A 22071-nucleotide genomic window follows, 5' to 3' on the forward strand; every position below is an offset into this window, starting at 1 on the left:
AATGTTTCAGCTCTTAATCAAAAAATTTGTTTTTCATATTACTTAAATAAGTAATGCTAAAAAGAATAGATTTTTATCAAAAAAGCAATGAGATTTTAATATTTATAATCCTATTACTTAAAAATTGCGGAGTTACGGATTAAAAACAAATATCCTGTCTATCTATGTTTTTAGGAAGAAGTCATTTTTGACAATCTATACTACTTTGCATAAACAGCTTCTACGCGGGAGCGAGTGCCTTGCGGTCCTGTTGCTTCGGAGATGATGGTAAATAAAAGCCAGTATTCAAATTCTCCTCCACCAGTTCCACTTCCTATTACTCTTTCTTTTCCAAAGCCCCTTTTAAATTCTCCTCTACCTGTGAAGCAAACCGTGATTGTATTATTAAAAGTACCGCTTATGTTTTGTAAGCGAAAATTAAGCGTTATAGGAGGCTCACACTCTCCCGCAGCTATCCTTCCATATATTGCATCCTCATAGATCTCTCTGACTTTTGTCGCCACTGCATAATGAACACCACCTGCAGCTGCTTCTCGAACAGAGGAATAGGTTTTTATGGCGTGAGAAGTCCCAAAAAGTTTTGTAAGAGCAAAATAAATACCTGCAATGATAAGCAAAGACAAAACACCAATTAGCAATGCAGCAGGGAGTGCTATTCCTTTGTCAGTACTTAACCATCTAAATATCATCTTGCCTGATAGTTTCTCAAAACTATGTCTTGTTCTATTACTTTCCATCTGTACCACCTTCCTGTATTATTCCACCAGTTACCATCTATTGCTGGTCCACCACCGCAGTCATTGCTAAACTGTGGTTGCTCTGTAGGGGTTGATTGTCTTCCTCCAACTTGAAGCACCATGCAGAGGCGTATCATATTTCTGAATTCTGATAAGTCAGTTATTGTATCAGCTAATGTGGGATTATACTCATTTCCAACGTATGCTCTAGTTTTAAAAGACAAAACACAGGATACTACGGGCGACTCTATACGGTAAGGTGAGTCATCCCGGGCAAGTTGCTTCATGAGGTTAAAACTTCCTGAAGCACACTCTTTAGGGGGGTTAGAACTACTTAGAAAATACCGAACAAAGAATTCTCTAGGATAAGCATAATCATCTCTATTGGTTGCATAAAAAATCATTTTATTTTTAAAGTCTTCATCACAATATGTAAGATGATTTCCGCACTGACAGAGATAATCTGTTGAAGAAGGACATCTATTATTTTTACCCACAGGATCAAGTATAACATACCAGTAGTCTTTTGGATTTAAATTACAATTTCCCCCCAAATAGTTTTTACTTTTTATATCCAATGTTCTATCTGACTTTACCATTGCCCAGCATCCAGAAAGATTTTCTTCCCTTGATGCAAGACTTATAAAGGAAATGCCTGAGCTTCCAACAGTAAGACTTGCTAAGTTAAGCCTGTCTACTCCAAATCCAGCAGTCTCTATATCTTTTACAAGCTGAGCAACTACTATTGCTACATCCTGTTCCTGTTTAGCAACAAGATGCCTTTGTACATTCTCTCTTGCCATAAAGTTATAGGCTGAAAACATACCACCTGCAAGTATTCCAATAATGGCTATTACAATCAATATTTCAATTATTGAGTAACCTTTGTTTCTCATTTATTTTCCTTGAATACTATAGTATTTATCTGTTGCAATCTATCTGTAAAAGGTTCAAAATACCATACAACAACAGAAGCAGCCTTACCTGATTCTCTTCCATATGCATCAATAATTCTTGCTATATTTACACCAGCGTATATTCTTCTACCTGAAAAACCCTCATATGTGCATACAGGAAGAGAAGAAGAAGAGGGACAGTGATTACCATTACAACTACAATTTGCGCCAGCAACATTACTACTTGGTAAAAGTCTTAGATTATTGAGATTGCCTAATGGATTTGAGACATTTCCAGAGCCATTGTAGGGATCATAAAAATCTAAAACAGAATCTCCATCTGAGTTATGATTCTCAAAACTACAACTTGTTGAACATGTTACATTATTCCAATAAGAGTTATTTGCATAAAAAATTGATGGAGTTCCGCTTTCATCCCTTACATATGGCATTCTTTCAAGCTCGGCTGAAAAGGTTTTTGCAATCTCTGTTGCCCTGTCCTTCATTTTCGCCCTAATTGTAAATTTATTATATTCAAGAATCCCCTTCAGTAGCCCAAGCATTATAACCATCATTATTACAATGGCTACAATTAATTCAATTAAAGTAAAACCCCTGCTATTGAATTCTGACTCTTCCATATTTGTCAATAATAACATTTTTTTGATTTCCATAGTTTCCTTTTAGTATAATGGTTTGCATTCCAAGTGCACAAGTAAAACTCAATGGATATCCTCTTCTGTCAATGATAAAGGAAACTGGTTCAGATGCTCTCACTGGACTAATAAAAGATACAGTTCTTAAATCCTCACTTCCATCACTATTTCTTTTACAATCCAGATCATTATCCCTGAAAACTATATAGGAAGTTGCATCAGCAGACAAAATTGCTATACCATAAGGATTTCCTCCAATAGACTGAGCTTTAAGCCATTGAATCTCATTTGCAAGGTTATTTGCTGATGTCTGCAAAGCTCTCTGTGCCTGATACTTTATATACCAGTCAACTGAAAAAGCCATAAGTATACTCATTATAGCAATTATTATAAGAACTTCCATTAAACTGAATCCTGCTATTTTTCTATCCATGTTACAAACTTACCCTGTGCTAAGAATGTAGGAGTTGGCAGTTTAATAATTGTACCAGCTGAAGTTTGAACTATAAGTCTTCCGCTTGGTAATGCCTGGAAGGGTTGTCCAAGTGGTGGAACTCCTGAGCCAATAATTTGATCAATAACTATGGTATAATTTGGCTCATATAAAAGTTTATAATGCAAAGCAATGTATCTTGTTTTACCTGAGTATTCACATATTTCTCCCGGTGGAACGAATACCAACGAATTTACCATTTCTCCATAAAGAAAAGGTTGAGAGATTATCGCCTCACCAGAAAGAGAGTAATACCAACCGTGTGTAACAGTAACGTTGCCTTGAAGTTGTATTTTATTATAAGTGATAGACCTATTGCTACATCCTGAAGTATCACAGATACACTCGGTTTCAGTTAAATAGGGTATAGTGGTATCACTTAATATGTCTCTCACATTCTCTAATTGTCCTTTTTCAAAAGCAGAACCTGATGAGTTCCAAAAAGGGTCTTTATAACCAATTAAATAGTTTGTATAAGGAATGCTTTTATCATCATTGTTCAAAAACTTACCTGTTCCAAAGAATACCCAAAGATTATTAGACTCATCAAGTGTAAATGCAGGTGCGGCAAATACAGGTGGCTGATGATTGCCTGTCTTAAAAGTTGATAAATTTACTGCTAATTGTATGTCATTATCATGCAGACTACTTATGCTTTTATAACTATTACCACTTCTTAAAGAGAGTCTGTAAAAATTACCCCATACATAATTATTTGAAGTTTTTCCATAAACTCCAAAGTAAATTACATCGTCTTGATAATCATCATCAACATCAACATTATATATATCTCCAACTGCGAGCGAAGCAGAACTTGTGTTTATAGTCAGGCTTTTAACCATATTGCCTGTTCTTAAATCATAAAAATAAACTTTACCTGAATTTGCAAATGTTGCTCCTTCAGGACCTGTAGGACCTGTTCCAATAACTACATACCATTCTCCATTATTGTTTTTGTCTCCAAGTCTTACAATTGAAGGGAAAGATAGTGTAAGAGTGTTATCAGGTAGAGTTGCTTCCCATAAAAGCGTAGGATATGTAGCTGTACCATTGAGCCAATCAGTTAAATCAAGAGCAAATATTGAGGAACTATATATTCCTCCTGTTCCTAAGTCAATCTTCTTACCACCAAATCCCATAACTCCCACTAATATGGTCCTCCAGCTTGAAGGTGTTTTTGAAGAGGTGGCAGAGTCCTGTATTGATGCATCAAATATTAGTGTTCTATAGTCAACTGTTGGAATATGACAGTAATCATAATGTCCATACCACAGTAGATAGGGTAGAGCATTTTTTGGTATGAATGCCCATTCTTCACGACCTATTTTGTCTTGACCTGTATCATTTGGTGCATTTTGAAGTTTTGCAGGATGCTCAGGATCAGACTGGTTTATTATTATAGTTCCTACTCTGAATGCATGAAGCATCCCGTCATTTGCCCCAACATATGCTATTGATGGACGATTTTTATAAGTAGTAGTCTGGATATAAGACCTATATGTTACATCTCCATATCTTAAATGATAAAAATTCAAAGGCTTGTCAGAACTTACAGAAGGAGTTGAGTGAATTATATCTCCAAGCTTCCATGTTTTTGTTACATTTGAACCACAGAACTGATTGACATTCAACTCTCTTGGTCTTTTAATATAATCAATGTTTTTACAGGTATTATCATTTGATAGATTTTCACCTCTTAAGTATCTGATTATACAACCAGCTTTCGTTGTATCAATACTACTGTCTATCTTGTTCCAAATAGTCTGTAATGTAGCAGATTGTGATGTTGTAAGATCTGTGATAGTTCCGTTGTTGTTAAATTTAATCACTCTACTGCTTGCATTAACATCTGTAAGCTGACATCCGCTATTAAATAGTGATATAGCACCATTAATTGAAACTGTATCATATGCAGTACAAGTACTATAATCTTGAAGTCTTGCAATCCTCGTATCTCCAGTAGTATCTACAAAAAACTGAATAATTCTGTCAAAACTTCCAGAAGCAAGGTCAAGAATTTTATTGACTATGCTGTCTTCTCTTAAATTTCCTGTCAAATCAACCCAAAAAGCTCTTAGCATACCTATCCATTGAACTTCTGTATCAGGAACTTTTGGATAATAATAAGGTTGAAGAATGACAGAAGAAATTCCACCTCTTGATGATAGCGTTGCAACAGTAGCACCAGAAGAAGATTTACTTAAAATAGAGCTTATAGCATTACTGAGTGCATTTTTAATCTCCTTTGCATCAGATGCAGATGCAAATGTATCAGGCTGTCCATCTCCGTCTTTATCCCAGTCTGGTGAAGAAGATGGCAAGGGAGTGCATCCGCTTCCACTTCCCGATCCACAATCATCCATCGTGCAGGAGTTGGATGGATAACCTGTAAGATTATCAGGCCATGTTTTAGATATGGAAAAAGAACCATACATTGCTATATTTTTAAGTGATCGTTCTCCTGTACCACCAAGCCATAGTCCTATACCATATACAGACTCTACATAGTAAGTTCCTCTTCCAACAGGATTTGTAAAACCCTCTTTGTGCATTTTGTATGCTGGATAAACAGGATCTGAAACTTCGCCACTACAAGAAGGCGTATTCCACTGTCCATCAGTAAGAAGAATGACAAAATTTTTAGCACAGGGGACAGGCTTTAGCTCATTTCCCTGACAGTTTCCATCACCGTTTTCATCAAAACATTGGTATAAAGGGTTTTTCCATACATCTCCCTGACCAGATTGAGGATTAAAACCTCCATATTGAGGGTTTTTCTGTGCAAAATAATTATATGCATCCCACATTGCTGGTCCTGTTGGAGTTGCACCAGAGGGTGATTCATAGTTTATAAGTGTGATAGTATTTTTATAGGGATTTACTCCGTCATAATTGGCTGAAGATGTAAAATCTCCAATATATGCCTTATTACCTCTTACGCCATCTCCAGAGTAAAACATTACACCAAATCTTGGCTTTAATTCATAGTTTTTCACCTGAAAAAGAAGTCCTCCTTCACTTCCTGTTATTCGACTCCATGGAACCTTTACTTTTTCGCCAGAATATGATTCTAAAATACATCCATCGCTATAGCAGGATAGCTGAGGATTCGGATAAAGTTCTGGATCACATTGATGGAGATTATTGGAATCACAACTGTCCGGTTTTCCACCCGTCAACGCCCATCGGACAAGATCCACTCTTCTCATAAATAAAAAATTAAGACAACTTCCTTTGTATTTTTTTGATCTATCTATATCAGCTGCTGTGTTTGGACAACTTTCAGGAATTTCAGAGCTTTCTATTTCTTTCCAATAACGCTTTTTGGCCTGAGAGTCATAATAATACTCATACACTTTATCCGGTATAAAATAGCCCTCCTCATCTTCGTTGTACGTACCATAAGCACGCCATCCCATAGAACCGCTTACATCTATTACAAGTAAAACATTTGGAGCAGCAATTTCTCCAACACCTGGAGGCACATGACAGTAGGGGCCCATATCAATTGATTCAACAGTTTGAGTGTCTTTGATTAAAAATAAAGTTAAGACTATGATAATGAATAATAATAACCTTTTCATATTCACCTCACTTCAAAAGAGGTGTGGTTATTCTGTGTGTTCTATCTCTATCACAGTGGTCTGAGTCAATACCAAAATCTATAGTTTTGTTTATTAGTAAATCCTTTGACAATCCCTTTTCTGTCATAAATTCTCTAATTCCTTTACATGATTCACTATATACTTCAACCTTTATCTTACCTGTTTCAGGCTCATAGGCTAAAACCTTACCTGTTAAATATAGCTCATCTACTGCATAAGAAGAAACAAAAACGAAAACTAAAACTGATACTATGAGCAGAATTTTCAATATAATCATTTAATTACCTCCGTTAAACTCATCTATTATATTTTATCACCTTCTCTTCAAAAAATCGTGAAAGTTATGTGAGGGAAATTATTTAATAAAAAAGAGAGAATTATTCCAAGTAAAGAACCATTTGATCTTACAAGAGTTGGAAATACAAAAATAATTTATCAATTCTTTTGTTTGTCTCATCAATTTTTCTGGATACTTCCCAAAAATAGCGATAGAAATCCAATAATTGGTATAACCATTTGAAAATTAAGTATTTTTTGCTGTCATTGCGAGCATCCGAAGCATGCGAAGCAATCTCTTTGAAGGGGAAAAGGCGAGATTGCTTCCTCCTCGCTTCGCTCGGAGTCGCAATGACGGAGAGAGGGTATCCTCGCAATTAAGGAGAGGTGTTCACCATCCACCATCCACGAATCACCATTCACCAGTTACCAATTAGAGACTGCTTCGCCCCAGATTGCCACGCTATCGCTCGCAACAGGGGGGCTCGCAGTGACGAGTGTCTATCTCTATTTTTGGGAAACAAGGAAGAGATTGAAAAGCTCAAAAAATGGTTAAAAAAATAGAAAAAAGAGACTTTGTAAAAGCTCCACTTAAAAAAGAGACTTTAGAGAAAATTAAGAAATATTCTCGTTTATTTGAAGAGTTCTCAAAAAGAGTTTTCAAGGAAATTCAAAAAGAAGAGCACAATTAGGCAAAAATTATTTATACAATCTTTTTAAAAGTCTCTACGACCTCAAGAGCAAACAATTCTCCTGCCTTTGAAGAAATATATGTAATTGCAACATCTTTATCAAAATGAAGCCTATAGGGTCTATCAGTAGTCAATTCAGGATAAACATCACTTACTGCAATAATCTTAGCAATTTGGGGTATATTCTTTTTCCCGACTTTATCACTTAATTTTTTTTAACTCATTGAAAAATAAACATTCTTAATTTTAAAATCCTCATTTTTTGTACAACAATGGCAGAAAAAATATAAGGGCAGGCTCGCAATGAAAGGCTATAAAATTAAAAAATTAGGTATAAAAATTTCTTAGAAAATCGTAGCCTTGATTAGCTATAGAACTTTATAGTATACTGGATTAAGCTATAGCCTACTTTGTAGGCAAAATTAGATTTAGGAGGGAAAGAATGAGAAAGGTAAGTCAGAGTTTAGCGATTTTAAGCCTAATCTTATTAATTCTTAGTAGCTATACCCTCGCTGCAACTCCTCTTAGTGATGAAAGGGTTAAGGAAGCAAAGCAATGCGGAGTTCAAGAGGTTGATGTTGCTAAGGCTAAAGAATTAATTGCAAAGGGTGCAGTAGTTTTGGATGTTAGAGAGTATACTGAGTATGTTGCAGGACATATTCCGGGTGCTTTATGGACACCAAGAGGAACATTAGATTTCAAGGCTGATGAGTGGTTACCTGACAAAGAAAAAACTTATTTAATCTACTGCAAAACAGGTGGAAGAGGAATCATATCAAGCTGTGACTTAAAAAAGATTGGCTACAAAAATGTTTATAATTTAAAAGGTGGATTTGATGCATGGACAAAAGCAGGAGAGCCAGTAGAAAAAGGTGAACCTCAAGGAATTGGAAAAGGAGTTAAGAAATAAATACTATTAATAGAGGGGAGGGCTATGCCCTTCTCTCTAATTCTTCTTTAATGATCCTTACTGCTTCCTCAACTTCATCTAAAGTAGTAAACTTTCCTGTGCTAATTCTTACAGAAGATAAAGCATCCTCTTCACTTAATCCCATTGCCATAAGGACATGACTTGGTTTTCTTACTCCTGCATGGCATGCTGAACCTGCTGAAATTGCAACCCTGTCACCAATTTTTTCAACAAATTCATCTGCTAAAATTCCCTTAATTCTTATATTTAAAGTATTTGGAAGCTTTGGTGCTCCCTTTGTGTTAAGCTTTACTGCATCAATCTCAAGCAATCCTTCAAGTAAAGCATTTGTTACTTTATTCAAATGCTCATTAATCACATTAAATTCTTTTTTTACAATCTCGCATGCCTTTGCAAATCCTGCAATGTATGGAGTGTTTTCAGTTCCTGGTCTTAATCCCTTTTCATGGGATGCTCCCAAAAGAACTGGCTTAATCATAAAACCTTCCTTAATATAAAGTGCTCCTATACCTTTTGGAGCATAAAATTTATGTCCTGCCAAAGAAAGCATTGTAACACCAAGTTTTTTAACTGAAACAGGTAACTTCCCAATGCTTTGTGCACAGTCTGTATGAAAAGGAATATCCATTTCAAGTAAAATCTCAGAAATTTCCTTTATAGGCTGTAGAACTCCAGTTTCATTGTTTGAATGCATAATTGTTACAAGTATTGTGTCTTTTCTTATTGCATTTTTTAAATCATCTGGATCAACCAATCCACAAGAGTCAACAGGAAGAAATGTAACATCATATCCCATTCTCATAAGTTGCCTGCATGGATTAAGAACAGATGGATGTTCAATTGATGAAGTTATTATGTGTCCTCTGTCAAAGCAAAGGGCTCTTCCAAATATTGCAAGATTGTTTGACTCTGTTCCACCTGATGTAAATATGATTTCTTCAGACTTAGCATCAATAAGCTCTGCAACCTTAAGCCTTGCCTTTTCAATAATCTCTCTTGCCTTTTTTCCAAACGCATGGGAACTTGATGGATTTCCAAATTCATCAAATACTTTAATTATTTCATCCTTTACTCTTGGTTCAAGCGGTGTTGTTGCATTGTAGTCAAGGTAAATCATGAAATATTTTACCATTTTATGGTATCATTGTTGTAATGAAAATTCAGTTTTTTGGTGCAACAAAAACTGTTACAGGTTCATGTTTTCTTCTTTCATTGAACAGCAAAAACATTCTTGTTGACTGCGGATTTTTTCAGGAATATGAAAAGGAATACTTAAATTACGAGCCATTTCCATTTAATCCCAAAAAAATTCATCTTCTTTTGCTCACCCATGCCCATCTTGACCATTCAGCACTAATTCCAAAACTTGTAAGGGAAGGATTTAAGGGAAAGATATTAACAACCCATCCAACAAAGGACTTGATTGGAATAATGCTTTTTGATGCCTTAAAGGTTCAGAAAAATGAGCAATACAAAATTCAACTATTTGACGAAGAAAGCATTATTAAAGCATTAAAGATTACGGAAACGCTATCTTACAGAAAAACATATAACTTTGATGGAATTGGAATAACTTTTTATGATGCAGGACACATTCTTGGTTCTGCCTCAATTTTAATTGAATACAACGGAGTGAAAATTGCTTTTTCAGGAGATGTTGGAAGAACTGGATATCCAATTCTCAGAGATCCTGAGCCACCACCAGAGGCTCATTATCTTGTTATGGAGTCCACTTACGGAAACAGACTTCATAAAAGCCTTGATGAAAGCATTAAAGAGCTTATTCAAGCAATAAAGGAAACATTCAATCGCGGTGGAAATGTTGTTATACCATCTTTTGCAGTTGGAAGAACTCAAGATTTACTTTATATTCTTAATCGTGCAACAAAACAGGGACTTCTTGAGCCAATAAACATTTATCTTGACAGTCCCCTTGCAGAGGAGGCAACAAAAATATATCTTTCCCATCCAGAAGTATTTGATGATGAGGCATTAAGAGAATTCAGAAATCCGTCAAGAACTTCAAATAAACTTCACTTTGTAAAAACTGTTGATGATTCTAAAAAACTTAACAACATTAAATCCCATGCAGTAATTATTGCTGGAAGTGGAATGTGTCAGGGAGGAAGAATCGCATATCATCTTTATCATAATATTTCAAGGGAAGAATGTAGCATTGTTTTTGTTGGATTTCAAGCAAAGGGAACTCTTGGAAGAAGAATCGTTGATGGAGAAAAAGAAGTACCAATTCTTGGGAAAATGCTTCCTGTCAGGGCAAAAATTTATACAATCGGTGGATTCTCAGCCCATGCTGACCAGCAGGAGCTCTTAAACTGGATTGTAAGCATAAAAACTGAGCCTAAAGTCTTTCTTGTGCATGGTGAAGAAAACATAATTGAAGCTTTCAAACAAAGCATTGAGCAAAAATTTGGACTAAACTGCAGAATTCCTGAAAGACTCTCAGAATATGAACTTGCATAAGTTTTATCTTAATGAAAACTTTTTCATAAAACTAATTGAATTTCCAGCACTTTACAATATTAAAACAGATGAACTCTACTGCCTTGATGAAAAAGCCCTTTCAGTACTTAAACATATTCATGATAGAGATTTTTCATCCATTAATATTGATGAAAAAGAGCTAAAGGAGCTTATTGATTTTTGCTTAAAAGAGGGAATACTTACTGAAAAACCTGTTCAAAGACTTAATCCACCTATTAAACAGGCACCATTTCCTTCTTTAAGATATATTGAGCTTCAGATTACAAAGAGATGCAATCTAAGATGTAAGCACTGCTTTGTTGGAGATGCTAAACCGGTTGACCTTCCATTTGAAAAAATTAAAAAAGTTTTGAGGGAATTTGAGCAGATGCAAGGACTTAGGGTACTTGTTACAGGTGGAGAGCCAATTCTTCATCCAGAATTTGAAAAAATAAATGATATTATGCCTGATTTTGCCTTAAGAAGAATACTTTTTACCAACGGAGTTCTTCTTGATGATGAAATACTCAAAAAGCTTAATTTTCATGAAATTCAAATAAGCATTGATGGAATGGCTCATGGTCATGAAAGTTTAAGGGGAAAAGGAACATTTCAAAAAGCAATTGATGCAGTAAAAAGGGCTTTGGAGCACGGATTTGATGTATCAGTTGCAACAGTTATTCATAAGGAAAATTTAAATGAATTTGATGAGCTTGAGAATTTGCTTAAAAGTTTAGGAATTCGTGAATGGACTGTTGATGCATTAACAGTCTTTGGAAATCTTAAAAATAATCAGGAATTTTGGGTTTCACCTGAAATTGCAGGAAAAATAATGAAAAGATATGGATTTACAAAGGAGCAACATCCAAGAGCAGAGGGATTTGGCTGTGGAGTCCATCTTCTTGCAGTACTTGCGACAGGTGAGGCTGCTTTTTGCTCATTCTTTGAAGATAATCCCTTAGGAAACATTGATGAGGGACTTGAGAATCTATGGAAAAAGAAAAAACATGTTCTTCTTAAAGAGCTTGAATGTAGCAGAATTGGTTGTCAATTTATAGATGAATGCTTTGGGGGATGCAGAGCAAGGGCAATGACGCTTTCAGGAAAGAAAGATTCACGAGACCTTTTTAAGTGCCACCAGTTTGAAACCCTAAAGCCATAATTGATAATGTTGACAAAAAAAACTTTGACTATTTAATACGCTTTCCTGTATAATGCCACAAGAAAATCTCAGGAGAAAAAATATGCAAAGAAAAATTTTAGCCTCATTTATTGCCACATTTTGCTTCTTTTTATCAATAATCTCTGTAAATGCTCAGCCAAGTTATGTATCTGACTCATCAACCACAATCAAAAAACAGCTTAGATCTTCAGAACTCATGAAATCTCTAAACAAGGAAGTTAAAGTTGAAGGCTATTATTACGCAGGCTCTATTCCTATGATTATTGATGATATTGAAAGAACCTATGACAATATGATTCTTCCAAAACATTCATACATTCCGATTGTCGGAAAGATTTCAAATGATATAAAGTCTGGAGACAGGATATCTTTGAAAGGAATTCTGCGGAAGCCTCAGCAAGGAGACTCCAAAACTGTCATCAATGAATCAGTTGTAATACAGGCAGTTAGCGTGCAAAAAATATTAAGTGCAGAAAAAGTTACTGCTTTTGATAAGTATAAAGATATTCCTAAGATACAGCCATTCCCATTTGGAGAATCTCCTGCTGAGAAGATCAAAAAAGGTATAAAAAAAGACTCGGTGATAAAACAACTTGAAAAAATATCTCCTCAAGAAGCTGTTCCCGGAAGAAAATTTGCTGTACTCATTGCTGGTGGTGGTGACTATTCAGACAATCATATTCGTTACTGGAATGACCTTCTAACCATGTATCAGATTCTAAGAGAAAAAGGCTATCCTGCCCAAAACATAAGAGTTATTTATCACGATGGTTTTAAGCCTGAAAATACAGTAGATGGAAAAATAAAAGGTGATATGCCAATTGACTTTGAAGCCACAAAGGAAAATATCAGAAGAGTTTTTGACGAGCTTGCATCTACAATGACCGGCAGGGATAAGCTTTTTATCATGATTAACAATCATGGTGGTGGATTACTCCTTAAAAAGCATGGATATTTAGAACCCGGACTTCATGGCGGAAGGTTTGATGAAGATAATGAGTTAACAGAGGACTTAATATCTGAAGCAACTTACAGAGAAGATTACAATAATGATAAAGATAAAAATGACCTTCTCAGAGTGGACGAGTCCTTTATTCTTGGTCCATATAAAGGACAGATGTATGACGATGAATTTGCTGAAGAAGTCAATAAAATAAGAAACTATGCATCAATGATTATTGTAATGGAGCAGTGCTTCAGTGGTGGATTTATTAATGATTTAAGAGGTCCAAACAGAATCATTATGTCTGCAGCTGGACCAAATCAGATATCAAGGGCAAGGTGGCCCAGAAATGGCGGGGTTGCTAAATACAATGAATTCACATACTGGTTCTTTACTGTATTAATGGGACGAACTCCTGATGGAGACAGAATTTTGGATAGGGAAGGAAAAGAAGTCTCACCTCAGGAATTTGACTTTAATGAAGATGGGAAAATAAGTATGCAAGAAGCCTTTAATTGGGCAAGAAGATTACATAAAACAGATGATACTCCCCATTATGAAGACAATAATCAATCTCCTGCTTTAACTGGATGGGTTCCCGGGAACGACCCCTCCTCAGAAGGCTATCTTGGTGCCAATACTTTTATTGAATAAAGATGAAACACAAAGCTTATAATAACTTTTTGCTCAAATTAGCGCTGTCTTTCATAATGTTCGCATTATTTTTCGCACAATCTACCAATGGTTCAGATATTCAACAAAACGAGCCTGCTCAAGTGGTTATGAACATGAGCGAGCTTTTGGACAAGCAAAGAGAGCTTATTGAGGCTATTGACAGAGCAAACAGGGAAGCAGGAAGTATTATGGGAACAGATAATTTGATATCTGCCAAACCTGATACTACTCCTGAAAAAGAAATCAGTCGTCGCAAAGAGATAATTAACAGTCAGTTTAATATGATGAAGAGCAATCTCTCTTCCCTTAAATCCGAGGATAGTGATGACAAACCTCAGGTAGGAGAGGCTATCTCTGTTGAGGGATATATTATTGTTGAAGGTGGAGAGTTGGTAATGTGGGGTGGTGAAATAGAAAAAGATTTAGCATATTCCATAAGAGAAAGGTTTGTTGGTAATCTTGTGGTCCTTCATACCTATGATCCCGTGAAAGGTGCTTTTGAAAAGGAAAAGGATTATGAATTGGACACTTTATCCACAGAAATTAAAGTTGAAAAACTGATAGGTAAAACCTGTGCACAGTGGAGTCACGGTAGTCCAAAAACTTGCATTCACCATGTTTCTTATTCAATCTATGAAATTGATAAAAATGAATACTATCCTAACTTTTATTCAGGAGTTGTAAGCATAGATTCTAATTCCGGACAAGTTACAATAGAGGCTTCGACACCACAGATCACATTTTTTGCCAATGATGGCTTAAAGAGAATTCCTGCAAAAGCTGGATGTTTTGGCTCAAAATGGACACTCAATAAGGCAGACTTTGAAAACTTAATGACAAAGGGCTCACTTTTACTAAAACAACATATAGGTACAAAATCACAAGCAACTCCCGGCTGCAGACCCGGCTCAACGATGACGCTCTATATGCAGATTAAAAAACCAGAGGCAATATGTAAGAGCAAGGAAAAAATAATAGTTGAAATTATAAAACCCGCTGATAAAAGCAAATTCGTATTCAGTGATATGACTGTTACAGGCAACCTGATGCTTGAATTAGAAGCAAAGACAACACCTGCAAAATACGCTGATTATGTTGAATGGGATATTCCTGAGCTGGAAGGCTCTACAATGAAGATTATTTATCCTCAGTCAGGCTCTTCTATTCCTAAGGGCTCAAAGATAATGGTTATGTATCAGGACTTACCCCTATATAACGATGCATTTGGTAAAAAGACAATTACAGCAAGAGTAAATGTTGACAATTGCATTGCAGAAGATAAAAAGGAGATAATGATTTTCTATCCTCGGGATGCGAAAAATAATCCTGAAGGAAAATATCCCAACTGGTTTTACTACTGGAAGCAAACTCCTGCAGCCAAACCTTTTGGACAAAATGTAAGGCTGAATTACGAGTGTGAAGGCGTTCCACTCAATAAATGCGCCTGCATCAAAGGTGGCAAAAGAACAAATGCGACAGGTTTTTATAATTACGAAGTTTCACAGTACAAAACTATAAATGTATGCAATTTAAGCAAAAATACAGACAATCCTCAAACTTTTCAGATAACCATACCAGCAATCAAACTTTCATTACCAAAAACTTTGCAGGAGAGAAACTTCTTTACTTATACCTACATTGACACTTTTGCTATAATTGTGATGCACGAATTCACTCATTTTCTTAACAATCACAACTTCTGGACCACAGGATATGACCCTATTTTTGACAGAGACGGAGACAGTATTCCTGACAGAGTTGAGCCTGAATTAGGTCTTGACCCAAAAAAGAAGCTTTCCTACTGGCAGGATATGTTGATGGAAATAAAACCGACTAATGATGTTCTCAATCCCTTTGAAGTAATATATTACAGTGATGATGAGGAACTTCTTACCCTAAGCTCTACCTATGAGTACCAAATTGGCACATTTGATAAATACGACTGGGCTAAACCCGGTAAAAACTGGAAGTAAATCTACCATCTCAAAAAAGATAGAAATCCAAAAATTACTCTAACCATATGAAAATTAAGTATTTTCGCTGACATTGGAAAAGATTTTATTTCTGAGGCTATACTTTCTTTTTATGAGATTGCTTCGCCTGCCTTTCGGCAGGTTCGCAATGACAAAGGAAGGGGTCATTGCGAGCCTCACCGTTTATTTTTTCTGTCATTGCGAGCCTCACCGAAGGTGAGGCGTGGCAATCCCTCTTTTTTCTTTTACGTCTCACTTCTTATGCATTACTTTTTACGATTTTTAGAGATTGCTTCGGGTGCTTACGCACCCTCGCAATGACGAAGAGGGGGTACCATCCATTGACGAAGAGGGGTTCACCATGCACCAACCACCATCCACGAATTAGAGACTGCTTCGCCTCCTTCGGAGGCTCGCAGTGACGCTTGTCTATCTCTATTTTTCCAAACATTATTTAACTTGCCTTTATTCATATCTTACATGTTTAAATATTTCTTATGCTTGCTGGTATTTTAATAGCACTAATACTCATAGCTATAGCCTTTGGTCACATTCCAACACTTAGAATGAACAGAACAACAATTGCATTTGTAGGAGCAGTTTTACTAATTGGAACTGGTATCCTGCATTACGAAGATGCACTCAAATCAATAGAGCTTCACACTTTGGCTCTTCTTCTTTCAATGATGATAATTAATGCTAACTTCAGTGTCTCAGGCTTCTTTGACCTCGTATCATCAAAAATTTTAGAAATCGCAGATACTCCAAAAAAGCTTCTGTTTCTGATAATTTTCACATCAGGTTATCTATCTGCTTTATTGCTAAATGACACGGTAGCGATAATGTTTACGCCAATTGTGCTTCAAATGTTACTTTTAGTCAAAAGAAATCCTATACCCTATCTAATTGCTCTGGGACTTTCTGCAAATATAGGCTCTGCAATGACTCCCATAGGGAATCCACAAAACATACTGATTGCTGGATACTCTGGAATAAGTTTTATAAACTTCCTGAAACCTCTTTTTTTAGTTTCTACCTTCTCCCTCTTCATAACATACTTTACTATAATTGCATTTTACAGAAAAGAGTTTGACAGCTCAAAATTTACCATAGAAGGTAAAATTAATTTCAGAATATATAAACCGCTCCTTATTAAGTCAGTAATAGCTATGGGCATAGTGCTTGCTTTATCTTTGATGGAGTTTGATATCTCTCTTTCTGCTCTTTTAGGGGCTTCAATACTTTTAGTTACAAGGAGAATTAAGCCTGAAAGAGTTTTCAAAGAGATAGATTGGGCACTTCTTCTATTTTTTTCCTCTTTATTTGTAATAACAGGAGCAATTGTGCATACGGGAATTGACAAAAAACTTTTTTCTGTTTTTGAAAACATTATTTTTCAAAACTACATCACTTTATCCTTTTTCACTGCCATTCTTAGTAATATTGTATCAAATGTGCCTGCGGTTATGATTTTATCTCCATTTATTAATCTCGCACAGAATCCTGAAGCTTACTGGATTGTTGTAGCCATGTCTTCTACTTTTGCTGGCAATCTTACAATCATTGGTTCAGTGGCAAATATAATTGTTGTTGAAACTGCTAAATTAAGCGGAGTTCGCATTGGTTTCTTTGAATTTTTGAAAGTCGGCTCTTTGGTGACTCTATTAACGATTCTTTTAGGTAGCATCTGGCTTGAGTGGTTTTTAAGATAATCGTTTTTCTAATATCTATCAAACGCTCCTTGTTTTATTCATCCAGTAACTTTAAAGCACTATTAAACGGTATGTCCACTTCATAACTCTTCTTCACTTTTCCTCCTTCTCTCACAATCTCAATTAATCTCATGTGCGTCATATTTTTAAAGACTGTATTTTTCATTTAATCTGTCAATGCGAAAGTAAAAAAGTAAATCAATAAAATTTTTATTTATCAAAGGATTTTCACTAAAACCATAAAGATGACTCTTACATTTACAATCTGATGCTCCAAATCCTGAAACAGACCATTCAGATATTTTTTCAACTCTTCTTGCAATCTCACACTCAAGCCTGTCATGAGTTCTTATCGGCAATACATCAATAAAATTTGCCTCTTCTCTTAAATAATCAACATGCCAAAAAAGCTTTTTTCTGCGAATTCTATGCCTCTGGATTCTTTTTGACAACGCCTTCATTGCTGAGCCAACATAAACATAATAACCTTTTCTGAAATATACTTCACCAAGATTTCCCACATTTATTTTTAAGTCCTTTTCAAGCTTCACAATTAAAAGATAACTGCCACTGTCCTTCATCTCTCTATTTAAAATATGCCACGGTATATTTATTTCTTTTATCCCAGAAAAAGTAAGATGTTTACTCCATATGATGCTATATGCCCTAATTATAAGCTTATCTTTTAAGTTAAAAAGAGTTTCTGAAAAGCTTAAATCAGTGTGATAATCAGGCAAAAAATAATCAACCTTAGGTGTGTGCACAATGAAGAAAACGCCTCCAGCATAGTCAGCCATAGACAATTCAATTATTTGTTTTCTGCCTCTTTCTGTTATTGCATCTGGAAACATTGCAATTTTACTGCCCCAGCGGGTGCATGATTTAACCTCAATTAACAATTTTTCTTTTCTATTTGATAAAAGTAAATCAAATCTGCTACTACCGTATTTAATCTCCCTTTTTAAAACTTTCCATACTTTAAACTCCTCAATTTTTGACTCATTTAAAAGTTGCTCCACAATTGAATTTGTCATTGCTGATTGAATAAAAACAGGAAAACCATCTTTTTCTATTGCAACTGTACTCCATTGGGTTGCCCTATTGAGTCCATTGTTTTGTTTAAGATAAATTTTTTCACCGGGTATCATATACTCCATAAGACTTCCGGAATTTGGAAGATGAGCATATATCTTTTTTCCATTAATATTACATTCAACCACAAATCTGTTCACTCTTTTAATTAATGTTGCCTGTTTAAGGTCTTTGAAATCAAATTTCATCATAAATTTTCTGCATCTCCTCTGTATACTCGCCATTTTCTTTGTAAATAAAAAGAGGAGGTTCTACCTTAAGCCCTACCCTACCCCCTTTTACTGCCTCTATAAGCACCATTTTTGCCTCTGTATTCATTTTTGAATGTATAAAACGAATTCTTTTTACCTCAAGCTGATACTTTCCCATTACACGGATAATCTCTGTAAGTCTCTCCGGAAGATGAATCATGCAAAGTCTTCCCTTGTGTCTGAGTAGTCTTTGTCCAATTTTTGCCAAATCCGATATTGTTAGACTCAGCTCATGCCTTGCTAATGCTTTTTTATCTGATGGGCTCATTTTACCCGTGCCGGGTCTTCTGAAAGGCGGATTTGAGACAATTAAATCAAAATCATTATCACTGAAATTTCTTGCATCAGCGCATATGATTTTTACTTTTTCCTGACAATTATTTAGCTCAACGCTAATTTTTGCAAGTTCTGCAAGTTCTGGTTGAATCTCTATCATAATGACATCAGCATCAGGATATTTTTTTGCAAGAATAAGCCCAATTATACCGGTTCCTGCTCCAATGTCAGCAATTCTGTCAACCCTTTTCAGATTTACAAAACTTGCAACAAGTATAGCATCTACGCTAAATCTGTAACCTTCCCTTGGCTGACATATTTTTAAACTTCCTATTGAATCAATTGTGTAATTCACCTTAATTTTTTGCCATAATCTGCAAAAAAAATCAATAGGCAAATCATATTTTTTATGTTATACTTAAAAAAAAGCCTTATAAGGAGGTTTAACATGGTTGACAGAGAAAGGCTTGAAGAGGAAATTAGACAAGTTGCATATGAACTTTATGTAAAAAGTGGATGCATTGCTGGAAGAGATATAGACAACTGGCTTGAGGCAGAAAGAATTGTTCTGAGAAAATATAATTTAATCAAAGAAGAGCAACCAGAGGAGGTAAAAGAAGAGCCCGAGAAACCAAAGACTAAAAGAACGAGAGCTTGCAAGAGAACCTCTTCTGCGAAGTCAAAATCAACATCAAAGGCAAGAGGCAGAAGGAAAAAGGAATGAAAGAAGCATTGTTTTACGAGAAGCTTTCCGACAATAAGGTACAATGCAAACTTTGTCACCATAACTGCACCATTTCTGATGGTGCAAGAGGAGTTTGCGGAGTAAGAGAAAATGTAAATGGAACTCTTTATAGCCTCGTGTATGGAAAGATTATCGCATATCATGTTGATCCTATTGAAAAAAAACCGCTATTTCACTTTTATCCCGGCTCTACTTCATATTCAATCGCGACAGTAGGTTGTAATTTTCGTTGCTTGCACTGTCAGAACTTTACTATTTCCCAATACGGAAGATATCATAAGGATATTCCCGGTGAAGATTTCACTCCAGAGGAAGTGGTCAAAGAAGCAATGGCAACAGGATGCAAAAGCATATCCTACACTTACACAGAGCCAACTATATTCCTTGAATTTGCTTATGACTGCATGGTTGTGGCGCACAAAGAAGGGATTAAAAATGTATTTGTAAGCAATGGATACACAAGTGAAGAGGCTTTAAGATTTGTTGCTCCATATCTTGACGCAATTAATGTTGACCTTAAAGGAGATGAAAATTTTTACAAAAAAGTCTGTGGAGCAAGGCTTGAGCCTGTTATGAATAATATTAAACTGCTCAAAGAACTTGGAGTTTGGGTAGAGGTAACTACTCTAATAATTCCTGAGCTTAATGATTCAGAGGAATTTTTAAGGAGAATTGCTCGCTTTCTGTGTTCTATTGACACTGCAATCCCTTGGCATGTAACACAGTTTTATCCAACATATCAGCTTTTGGACAAACCAAGAACACCTGTTGAAACCCTCAGAAAAGCAAGAAATATTGGCTTTGAGGAAGGTTTAAAATTCGTATACACTGGAAATATTCCCGGTGAAGGCGGTGAAAACACATATTGCCCTAACTGCAAAAATCTTTTAATTGAAAGATTTGGTTATTTCATAAACAAAATCAATATAAAAAACTCCCGCTGCACAAACTGCGGGAGTTTAGTAGATGGAGTTGGATTGCCTTAAAATCAATAAGTTAAATCAAAAACTTAAAGTTTATAGTTAATTTTTCTTAAAAAATCCTTCCTATGCTTACGGTCTTCTTCTGTTTCAACTCCCTTTGGTGAAGAACCATCAACAACTCCAAGAATTCCCCTTCCCTGCTCTGTTTCTGCAACTATTACCTCAAGTGGATTTGCTGTTGCGCAATAAATATTGCATACTTCCTGACACATTTTTATAGCATTTAAAACACTTATCGGGAAAGCACCTCGCATTAAAATGCAGAATACATGTCCTGCTCCAATGTTTTGAAGATTACGAATGCATGTTTGTCTTAACTCTTCATCATTTCCTTCTGAACGAATCAAACAAGGACCAGATGCCTCTGTAAATGCAACTGCAAACTTTGCATGTGAAATATGGGTTGCGAGAATTTCATAAAGGTCTTCTGCAGTCTTAATAAAATGAGTTTGTCCAAGTATAATATTGCATCCCTCTGGTATCTCTACTTTTACTGCCTTAATTTCCATCTTACACCTCCAATGGCTTATTTTTGTTTAAGCTCTTTTAAAATCTTTTCTATTTTAGGCTTTATTTCTGGCAATCTATCTTGAATGACTTTCCAAACAATTTCAAAATCTATTCCAAAATAAGCATGACTGATTTTATCTCTCATGCCTGCCATTTCTTTCCACGGTATGTCTTTATATTTTTCCTTTATGACTTTCGGAATATTTTTTGTGGCTTCTCCTATAATGAGAATTTGCCATACTACTGCACTATTTGTTTTTTCATCTTCAAAAAATGCTTGATAATCCATATTTTTAGTAAACTTTTCTATCCTCTCAATTGCCTCTAATATGTCCTTAATAAACAATTTATAATCCCTTTTCATACATAAACTACCTCTTCTAATATTCTCTCTCTCAATTCTTTCCTAATTCCCTTTTTTCTGACTAAATCAACTTTTTTACCTAAAATATGCCTTAAAAAATTTTCCAACTCAATAAATTTTAAAAGGTCCGGCACTTCAGTGTATTCAACCAGAATATCTACATCGCTTCTTTTATTTTGCTCTCCTCGGACAAAAGAGCCAAAAACGCCAATCTCCTTTACTTTATACTTCTGCTTAATTTCCTCTTTATGTTCCCGAAGAACTCTTATTATATCATCAAGACTCTGCACAGACTTTTTGCTCATATAAAATTATATCACAATTAAGCTTTTTGATTTTTGTGACAACAAATAGCAAGTCAAATCTTAAGATTACGATAGATATTTGAAAATTAATTGTTTTTGCTGTCATTACAAATTAAAAATTAAATTGCCCCGTATTTACTCAAAATCACTCTTGTCCAAAATAAATTTTTTAAAAAGCTCCGATCTGGGTAAAATAGATAAACATTTAGCTTAAAATTAAAGACCCAGATTGGAGGTGTATATGAATAAGTATAGCGGTATTTTCAGTCAAATTCTATCCCTTTTTCCAAGA

22 protein-coding genes are annotated in these 22071 nt (G+C 35.4%); 9 read left to right on the top strand and 13 right to left on the bottom strand.

Annotated features, from left to right (window positions below; all coding sequences use genetic code 11):
* Positions 1-200: 200 nt before the first annotated feature.
* From ACYQ3P_RS00005 to ACYQ3P_RS00030, 6 genes are read right to left on the bottom strand one after another with little or no spacing between them, the layout of a single operon-like run.
* Complete coding sequence (locus ACYQ3P_RS00005; RefSeq protein WP_460175916.1) at positions 201-737, bottom strand: hypothetical protein; 537 nt, start codon at positions 735-737, stop codon at positions 201-203.
* Complete coding sequence (locus ACYQ3P_RS00010; protein WP_460175917.1) at positions 686-1633, bottom strand: prepilin-type N-terminal cleavage/methylation domain-containing protein; 948 nt, start codon at positions 1631-1633, stop codon at positions 686-688. The genes ACYQ3P_RS00005 and ACYQ3P_RS00010 overlap by 52 nt, the downstream gene beginning before the upstream one ends.
* On the bottom strand, positions 1630-2274 hold the full coding sequence (locus ACYQ3P_RS00015) for a type IV pilus modification PilV family protein (protein ID WP_460175918.1): 645 nt from the start codon (positions 2272-2274) through the stop codon (positions 1630-1632). The genes ACYQ3P_RS00010 and ACYQ3P_RS00015 overlap by 4 nt, the downstream gene beginning before the upstream one ends.
* Positions 2252-2722 (bottom strand): prepilin-type N-terminal cleavage/methylation domain-containing protein, encoded by a 471-nt coding sequence (locus ACYQ3P_RS00020; protein ID WP_460175919.1) that lies wholly within the window; start codon positions 2720-2722, stop codon positions 2252-2254. The genes ACYQ3P_RS00015 and ACYQ3P_RS00020 overlap by 23 nt, the downstream gene beginning before the upstream one ends.
* Complete coding sequence (locus ACYQ3P_RS00025; protein WP_460175920.1) at positions 2707-6366, bottom strand: pilus assembly protein; 3660 nt, start codon at positions 6364-6366, stop codon at positions 2707-2709. Before ACYQ3P_RS00025 ends, ACYQ3P_RS00020 begins: the two co-directional genes overlap by 16 nt.
* A gap of 7 nt (positions 6367-6373) precedes the next feature.
* The gene (locus tag ACYQ3P_RS00030) at positions 6374-6664 is read right to left on the bottom strand and encodes a hypothetical protein (RefSeq protein ID WP_460175921.1); all 291 of its coding nucleotides are present in this window, start codon (positions 6662-6664) and stop codon (positions 6374-6376) included.
* A 547-nt stretch (positions 6665-7211) separates the two neighbouring features.
* Here ACYQ3P_RS00030 and ACYQ3P_RS00035 point away from each other — a divergent pair.
* Positions 7212-7355, top strand: coding sequence for a hypothetical protein (locus tag ACYQ3P_RS00035; RefSeq protein ID WP_460175922.1), 144 nt, complete (start codon positions 7212-7214; stop codon positions 7353-7355).
* A gap of 11 nt (positions 7356-7366) precedes the next feature.
* Here ACYQ3P_RS00035 and ACYQ3P_RS00040 read toward each other — a convergent pair whose 3' ends face one another.
* Entirely contained in the window at positions 7367-7489 is a 123-nt protein-coding gene (locus ACYQ3P_RS00040; protein WP_460175923.1) for a hypothetical protein, read from the bottom strand.
* 308 nt (positions 7490-7797) lie between these two features.
* Here ACYQ3P_RS00040 and ACYQ3P_RS00045 point away from each other — a divergent pair, with 308 nt between their 5' ends.
* Positions 7798-8265: a rhodanese-like domain-containing protein gene (locus ACYQ3P_RS00045; RefSeq protein ID WP_460175924.1), complete on the top strand. Its 468-nt coding sequence runs from the start codon at positions 7798-7800 to the stop codon at positions 8263-8265.
* Positions 8266-8287: 22 nt separating this feature from the next.
* On the opposite strand, the gene ACYQ3P_RS00050 is transcribed toward ACYQ3P_RS00045, so the two are convergent.
* The gene (locus tag ACYQ3P_RS00050; RefSeq protein ID WP_460175925.1) at positions 8288-9403 is read right to left on the bottom strand and encodes a cysteine desulfurase family protein; all 1116 of its coding nucleotides are present in this window, start codon (positions 9401-9403) and stop codon (positions 8288-8290) included.
* A 35-nt stretch (positions 9404-9438) separates the two neighbouring features.
* Between ACYQ3P_RS00050 and ACYQ3P_RS00055 the strand changes: the two genes are divergently transcribed.
* The 5 genes from ACYQ3P_RS00055 to ACYQ3P_RS00075 all read left to right on the top strand — a co-directional run bounded on the left by ACYQ3P_RS00055 (position 9439) and on the right by ACYQ3P_RS00075 (position 17253).
* Entirely contained in the window at positions 9439-10767 is a 1329-nt protein-coding gene (locus ACYQ3P_RS00055; RefSeq protein ID WP_460175926.1) for an MBL fold metallo-hydrolase RNA specificity domain-containing protein, read from the top strand.
* Positions 10754-11929: a radical SAM protein gene (locus tag ACYQ3P_RS00060; protein WP_460175927.1), complete on the top strand. Its 1176-nt coding sequence runs from the start codon at positions 10754-10756 to the stop codon at positions 11927-11929. The genes ACYQ3P_RS00055 and ACYQ3P_RS00060 overlap by 14 nt, the downstream gene beginning before the upstream one ends.
* An 82-nt stretch (positions 11930-12011) precedes the next feature.
* Positions 12012-13547: a caspase family protein gene (locus ACYQ3P_RS00065; protein WP_460175928.1), complete on the top strand. Its 1536-nt coding sequence runs from the start codon at positions 12012-12014 to the stop codon at positions 13545-13547.
* Between the two features lie 56 nt (positions 13548-13603).
* Positions 13604-15541, top strand: a complete 1938-nt coding sequence (locus tag ACYQ3P_RS00070) for a hypothetical protein (protein WP_460175929.1) — start codon at positions 13604-13606, stop codon at positions 15539-15541.
* Positions 15542-16038: 497 nt separating this feature from the next.
* Positions 16039-17253 carry an ArsB/NhaD family transporter gene (locus tag ACYQ3P_RS00075; RefSeq protein WP_460175930.1) on the top strand — a complete coding sequence of 405 codons (1215 nt, stop codon included), beginning with the start codon at positions 16039-16041 and terminating at the stop codon, positions 17251-17253.
* A 146-nt stretch (positions 17254-17399) separates the two neighbouring features.
* On the opposite strand, the gene sfsA is transcribed toward ACYQ3P_RS00075, so the two are convergent.
* The gene (sfsA, locus tag ACYQ3P_RS00080; RefSeq protein ID WP_460175931.1) at positions 17400-18536 is read right to left on the bottom strand and encodes a DNA/RNA nuclease SfsA; all 1137 of its coding nucleotides are present in this window, start codon (positions 18534-18536) and stop codon (positions 17400-17402) included.
* On the bottom strand, positions 18523-19227 hold the full coding sequence (locus ACYQ3P_RS00085) for a tRNA1(Val) (adenine(37)-N6)-methyltransferase (RefSeq protein ID WP_460175932.1): 705 nt from the start codon (positions 19225-19227) through the stop codon (positions 18523-18525). Before ACYQ3P_RS00085 ends, sfsA begins: the two co-directional genes overlap by 14 nt.
* Positions 19228-19320: 93 nt before the next feature.
* Here ACYQ3P_RS00085 and ACYQ3P_RS00090 point away from each other — a divergent pair, with 93 nt between their 5' ends.
* Together ACYQ3P_RS00090 and amrS are read left to right on the top strand one after the other, a co-directional pair.
* The gene (locus ACYQ3P_RS00090) at positions 19321-19596 is read left to right on the top strand and encodes a DUF2934 domain-containing protein (protein WP_460175933.1); all 276 of its coding nucleotides are present in this window, start codon (positions 19321-19323) and stop codon (positions 19594-19596) included.
* The gene (gene amrS, locus ACYQ3P_RS00095) at positions 19593-20603 is read left to right on the top strand and encodes an AmmeMemoRadiSam system radical SAM enzyme (RefSeq protein WP_460175934.1); all 1011 of its coding nucleotides are present in this window, start codon (positions 19593-19595) and stop codon (positions 20601-20603) included. Before ACYQ3P_RS00090 ends, amrS begins: the two co-directional genes overlap by 4 nt.
* Before the next feature lie 23 nt (positions 20604-20626).
* Here the strand turns inward: amrS and ACYQ3P_RS00100 are convergent, their stop codons facing one another.
* Genes ACYQ3P_RS00100 through ACYQ3P_RS00110 form a run of 3 tightly spaced genes read right to left on the bottom strand, consistent with a single transcriptional unit; the run spans position 20627 to position 21779 of the window.
* Entirely contained in the window at positions 20627-21109 is a 483-nt protein-coding gene (locus ACYQ3P_RS00100) for an adenosine-specific kinase (protein WP_460175935.1), read from the bottom strand.
* A 17-nt stretch (positions 21110-21126) separates the two neighbouring features.
* Positions 21127-21474 carry a HepT-like ribonuclease domain-containing protein gene (locus tag ACYQ3P_RS00105; protein WP_460175936.1) on the bottom strand — a complete coding sequence of 116 codons (348 nt, stop codon included), beginning with the start codon at positions 21472-21474 and terminating at the stop codon, positions 21127-21129.
* Positions 21471-21779, bottom strand: coding sequence for a nucleotidyltransferase family protein (locus tag ACYQ3P_RS00110; protein ID WP_460175937.1), 309 nt, complete (start codon positions 21777-21779; stop codon positions 21471-21473). Before ACYQ3P_RS00110 ends, ACYQ3P_RS00105 begins: the two co-directional genes overlap by 4 nt.
* Between the last annotated feature and the right edge of the window lie 292 nt (positions 21780-22071).

The sequence above is a fragment of the Thermodesulfovibrio hydrogeniphilus genome (assembly GCF_054657355.1).

Bases quoted from the DNA above. Each gene is read 5' to 3' on its own strand.
- ACYQ3P_RS00105 (WP_460175936.1), bottom strand. From the start codon at position 21,474: ATGAAAAGGGATTATAAATTGTTTATTAAGGACATATTAGAGGCAATT.
- ACYQ3P_RS00090 (WP_460175933.1), top strand. From the start codon at position 19,321: ATGGTTGACAGAGAAAGGCTTGAAGAGGAAATTAGACAAGTTGCATAT.
- ACYQ3P_RS00065 (WP_460175928.1), top strand. From the start codon at position 12,012: ATGCAAAGAAAAATTTTAGCCTCATTTATTGCCACATTTTGCTTCTTT.
- sfsA (WP_460175931.1), bottom strand. From the start codon at position 18,536: ATGATGAAATTTGATTTCAAAGACCTTAAACAGGCAACATTAATTAAA.
- ACYQ3P_RS00045 (WP_460175924.1), top strand. From the start codon at position 7,798: ATGAGAAAGGTAAGTCAGAGTTTAGCGATTTTAAGCCTAATCTTATTA.
- ACYQ3P_RS00070 (WP_460175929.1), top strand. From the start codon at position 13,604: ATGTTCGCATTATTTTTCGCACAATCTACCAATGGTTCAGATATTCAA.
- ACYQ3P_RS00100 (WP_460175935.1), bottom strand. From the start codon at position 21,109: ATGGAAATTAAGGCAGTAAAAGTAGAGATACCAGAGGGATGCAATATT.
- ACYQ3P_RS00035 (WP_460175922.1), top strand. From the start codon at position 7,212: ATGGTTAAAAAAATAGAAAAAAGAGACTTTGTAAAAGCTCCACTTAAA.
- ACYQ3P_RS00050 (WP_460175925.1), bottom strand. From the start codon at position 9,403: ATGATTTACCTTGACTACAATGCAACAACACCGCTTGAACCAAGAGTA.
- ACYQ3P_RS00005 (WP_460175916.1), bottom strand. From the start codon at position 737: ATGGAAAGTAATAGAACAAGACATAGTTTTGAGAAACTATCAGGCAAG.
- ACYQ3P_RS00075 (WP_460175930.1), top strand. From the start codon at position 16,039: ATGCTTGCTGGTATTTTAATAGCACTAATACTCATAGCTATAGCCTTT.
- ACYQ3P_RS00025 (WP_460175920.1), bottom strand. From the start codon at position 6,366: ATGAAAAGGTTATTATTATTCATTATCATAGTCTTAACTTTATTTTTA.
- ACYQ3P_RS00030 (WP_460175921.1), bottom strand. From the start codon at position 6,664: ATGATTATATTGAAAATTCTGCTCATAGTATCAGTTTTAGTTTTCGTT.
- ACYQ3P_RS00015 (WP_460175918.1), bottom strand. From the start codon at position 2,274: ATGGAAGAGTCAGAATTCAATAGCAGGGGTTTTACTTTAATTGAATTA.
- ACYQ3P_RS00110 (WP_460175937.1), bottom strand. From the start codon at position 21,779: ATGAGCAAAAAGTCTGTGCAGAGTCTTGATGATATAATAAGAGTTCTT.
- amrS (WP_460175934.1), top strand. From the start codon at position 19,593: ATGAAAGAAGCATTGTTTTACGAGAAGCTTTCCGACAATAAGGTACAA.
- ACYQ3P_RS00010 (WP_460175917.1), bottom strand. From the start codon at position 1,633: ATGAGAAACAAAGGTTACTCAATAATTGAAATATTGATTGTAATAGCC.
- ACYQ3P_RS00055 (WP_460175926.1), top strand. From the start codon at position 9,439: ATGAAAATTCAGTTTTTTGGTGCAACAAAAACTGTTACAGGTTCATGT.
- ACYQ3P_RS00060 (WP_460175927.1), top strand. From the start codon at position 10,754: ATGAACTTGCATAAGTTTTATCTTAATGAAAACTTTTTCATAAAACTA.
- ACYQ3P_RS00020 (WP_460175919.1), bottom strand. From the start codon at position 2,722: ATGGATAGAAAAATAGCAGGATTCAGTTTAATGGAAGTTCTTATAATA.